We start from the raw sequence: 4,117 nt of genomic DNA on the forward strand, positions 1-4,117 counted from the left end.
ATGAAGGCTATCGAGGCTTAATTTAACAGGAGTTAATATGTTCAAGCACTTATTAGTACCGGTTGATGGTTCGGATGTCAGTAAAAAGTCCTTAAAAAGGGTTGCTGAGCTTGCTAAGGTGGATAAGGCCACAGTGACATTGGTTTATGTATCTGATCCAATGCCGCCGATGGTGTACTCCGATAGCACCATGGGGTATGGCATCTCCCTGAAAGAGCATAAAAAGGTATGCGATGCATTTGCAGCGGATATCCTGAAAAAGTCAGCAGTTGCATTGGGTGCCACTATTAAGGCTAATACCCTGCATATTGCCAATAGCAATCTATCCGAAGGTATTTTGGATGGCGCCAAGAAAGCCAAAGCCGATGTCATCGTGATGGCCTCTCATAAACGGACTGGTATTAAGAGTGTTCTATTGGGTAGCGAAACACATGAGGTGATTGTGCACTCCAAGTTGCCAGTATTAGTTATAGGCTGATGTTGATAGCATCAAACAAAAGGGTCCAATTGGACCCTTTTTACATTCATTTACATGCTCTAAAAATGAATTCACCCAATAAATTAATTTACTACGGGTGTTCCTAGCAAGAGAATTTCTCTAGTAAGTAAGCCGCTATCGCTATCACGCATATTCCATAAATCTAATTGTGTTTTTGAGGCATAGGGGTCGACATAGACTCCATCTTTTCTTAATTCAAAATGTAGATGAGGCCCAGTAGAGCGACCAGTTGATCCAACATAGCCAATCTCTAAACCGCGTCGGACTTCGTTGCCCACTTGCAACTCAACGTTGTAGCCGCTTAAATGCGCATAGTAGGTGCGATAGTTTCCAGGATGTTCGATGATGATGAGGTTGCCAAACGCGCCGCTATAGCCGAGATGAACTACCTTGCCTGTAGCTACGCTAAAAACTGGTGTGCCTTTTGGTGCTGAGTAGTCAATGCCCATATGTGTTCGATAGCGCTGTTTAGGGGCCGCTACAGGAGTGCCATTCTTGGGTGCTGCTGCTTTCTTACTGGATGCTCGCACACTACCGACTCCTCTGGAGATGCGTCGGTAGCTTAAGGGATTGGTCCAAAACGTGCGCTCAATAGATTCACCGCTGGCGGTATAAAAACCACCCGGGATATCGTTCCTTTCAACCCAAAATGCACTTGAAAAGACTTCGCCGCTAGCTGGGTCAATAATTTCTGCTGCCCAAATTTGCGCCCAACGCTCTTTATCACCAAAGTCCACAATCAGGCGAACAACGCTGTTGGTGTTTTCAAGCGCATTATTTTCTTCTGGATAAATTTGCTTGATGACCGAGTTCAATTCCCAAACTAGTTCAACTGGTAATTTATCGCCCACTTTTTTGGGGTCATACAACACATCGCTTAGCGGTAGTTGAATCTCTGTAAAACGTTTGGATTCATCTCTTAGATAGTCTTGTTGAATCAAGAAGCTACCAGCTGCCGAGGGTGTAAAAGTCCAAATTTCTGTCTTAGCATCTTGTATGGGGCCATTCATGATGCTAAGTGATTCAAAGCGGTTACGACTTCCTAGAGCTAGAGCGTAAGGAATGCAGTCACCCCGCATTCGATCAAAAAAACCTTGAGTTTGCGATTTAAAAAAATCACTCAAGCTGGGATCGTCTAAGCCTAAATTAGCTGGGAGACTCTCTTCGTTATAGCTTCGACGAAGGCAGCCACGTTGGATACGGTAATCTAGGTTGGCTATATCTTGATTGTTAGGTGCACCCTCAATTTGTTTGAACAATTCAGGATTTAAGCTCATGCTTTTGGCAGGCTGAGTTAGGGAGCCATTCTTCACTTGAAGCCCAGCCTGCTTACTCTTTTGCACTACAGGCTTTTGCTTTACTTGAGGTGCCTTGTTGGCTTTACTATTTTGAGTCGTAGTTTGCGCTAGAGCGCTAGAGACGAGCTCCACCCCTGGCAGTTGAATAAACCCAACTAGGGCAAATCCAGTTACTTTGATTACCCTTTTTAAAAACAGGGGCCACTCACAGACTTTTTTCTTCACTCATCAATTATCCAATATTGTTGTGGCAGATCAGCGCATTTGAAGCATGCTGTGCTGCAACAATGTGAGTTTAATTTAGTTCCGGGGCTATTTTTAATACCTCAAATGCTGCCTTGAGGCGCATTTCATAGACTTGCTTCATTTCTCTCGCTTCTTCTGGTGACCACTCTCTGAAGCCTGCGCCCTTGGACATACCCGTTTTTCCAGTGCTCACTAGATCCATGACGCAAGCAGGTGGCGCATTAATGTTGGATAGAGAAGGGTAGATTACCTCTGCGGCTAGTGCCATACCCTCCCATCCAGAGATTTCTTTTTGAGTCATTGGCCCAACTGCTGCGTAACGAAAGCCAAAACTGTAGCGCACCGCAGTATCAACATCATCTGGCGAGGCGATTCCCTCTTGCACCAGTGAGAGTGCTTCGCGCATTAAGGCATGCTGAATTCGGTTAGCCAGAAATCCCGGAATATCACGCTTGACTAATACCGGTTTTTTGCCATGGGCGCGATAGAGGCTACAAATCTGCTCTGCCATTTGAGGATCTGATGTTGCACCCAGCACCACCTCCACCAAAGGAACGATATGAGCGGGCATGAAGTAATGGGTATTGAACATGCGGTAGCTTGTTGGAAGGCCTTGCGCAATATCGCTTATAGGAAAGCCTGAGCTATTACTACCAATTGGAATGCTAGGCGGTACACGCTGATCAAGATCGCTAAACATTGCCTTTTTCAGCTCTAGGCGCTCAGAGATGGTTTCAATAATGAGATCGGTGTTCTCCCAATCTGACCAATCTGCGATAGTGCCAGCAATGAGTTGCGCACCGCTTTCTCGCCATGCTGGATTAATGGAGTCGGCGCATTCCTCCACCTTGGAGAGACTCAGCTTTGCTTTCTCAAGATCCCTACCCAGCAAAATCGTGTTAGCACCAAATGCCAGAAAGCCAGCAGCAATACCCACACCCATGGTGCCTGTACCTATCACAATGACTTTACTCATAACTTTCCCAAATTTGTAAATGATGCCTGTTAATTAGCGACTCATTATTCCTTATTTATGAGCCGTCATACATCTGCAATTATGGCTACAATAATTTTTTGAATACAGGAGCCCTCATGCCAATTATTGAGTCAGTATCAGTAGCTGCAGTAGCGGTGCCTCTAGATAAGGTCACCTCTTTTTCTACGCGCACAGTTTCAGAGCGTCACTATTGCTTAGTCAAGGTACGTGGCAAGGATGGCAATGAGGGTATTGGCTTTTGCTACGTTGGTAGTGCGGGCGGAGAAATTGCCAAGATTGCAGTAGAGCAATTGCTAGCCCCAAAATTGATTGGTCAAAATAGTCATCGCAGCGAAGGACTGTGGATGGATATGTATAACGAGTCTATTTTGCAAGGGCGCGCTGGCGCAGTCATGCGTGGCATTTCTATCTTGGATACCGCACTTTGGGACTTAAATGCCCGTGCCGCAAAACTACCTCTTCACCATTACTTAGGCTCAGTTGTAGATGACCGTGTGCCTGCTTATGCCAGTGGTGGCTATTATTTAGACGGCAAAACACCTGCCAAGCTGGGTAAGGAGATGGAGTCTTACGTAAAACAGGGTTTTAAGGCCGTCAAAATGAAGGTGGGGCGTCTATCCCCAAGAGAAGAAGAGGCGCGCGTTAAGGCTGCTCGTAAGGCTGTAGGCGACGATGTTTTACTGACCTTGGATGCCAACAATGCTTGGCGTGATCTGCCAACTGCCTTGGAATACATTCGTCGCTTTGAGGCTTACAACCCATACTGGATTGAGGAGCCATTTTCTCCCGATGCGATTGACCTGCATGCGGCGCTGGCACGTCAAACCAAGATCAACGTTGCTACCGGTGAGATGGAGGCTGGACGCTGGCGCTTTAGGGAGTTGATTGACGCTGGTGGTGCAGCTATTCTGCAGTCGGATGCAGCGGTGTGTGGCGGCATTACCGAGTGGCGACGTATTTCAGCTTATGCAGATTTAAAAGGTGTAATTGTTTGCCCACACTGGATGCATGATTTGCATGCACCATTAGTAGCCGCAACCCCCAATGCGCGTTTTGTGGAGTTCTTCTTGGATGATC

Annotated in this window: 4 protein-coding genes; 2 read left to right on the forward strand and 2 right to left on the reverse strand. The window is 46.4% G+C overall.

From position 1 onward, the window contains the following. The first annotated feature begins 37 nt into the window (after positions 1-37). Complete coding sequence (locus tag B7Y67_RS12030; protein ID WP_293598849.1) at positions 38-478, forward strand: universal stress protein; 441 nt, start codon at positions 38-40, stop codon at positions 476-478. Positions 479-561: 83 nt separating this feature from the next. On the opposite strand, the gene B7Y67_RS12035 is transcribed toward B7Y67_RS12030, so the two are convergent. Both B7Y67_RS12035 and B7Y67_RS12040 read right to left on the reverse strand, forming a co-directional pair. Beyond that, complete coding sequence (locus B7Y67_RS12035) at positions 562-2,022, reverse strand: M23 family metallopeptidase (RefSeq protein ID WP_293598850.1); 1,461 nt, start codon at positions 2,020-2,022, stop codon at positions 562-564. 70 nt (positions 2,023-2,092) lie between these two features. Next, a complete protein-coding gene (locus B7Y67_RS12040; RefSeq protein ID WP_293598851.1) occupies positions 2,093-3,019 on the reverse strand; it encodes a 3-hydroxyacyl-CoA dehydrogenase NAD-binding domain-containing protein in 927 nt (308 codons plus the stop codon). 116 nt (positions 3,020-3,135) lie between these two features. Here B7Y67_RS12040 and B7Y67_RS12045 point away from each other — a divergent pair. Further along, a partial coding sequence (locus tag B7Y67_RS12045; protein ID WP_293598852.1) for a mandelate racemase/muconate lactonizing enzyme family protein occupies positions 3,136-4,117 on the forward strand: 982 nt, incomplete at its 3' end.

Source organism: Polynucleobacter sp. 35-46-11 (assembly GCF_002281105.1).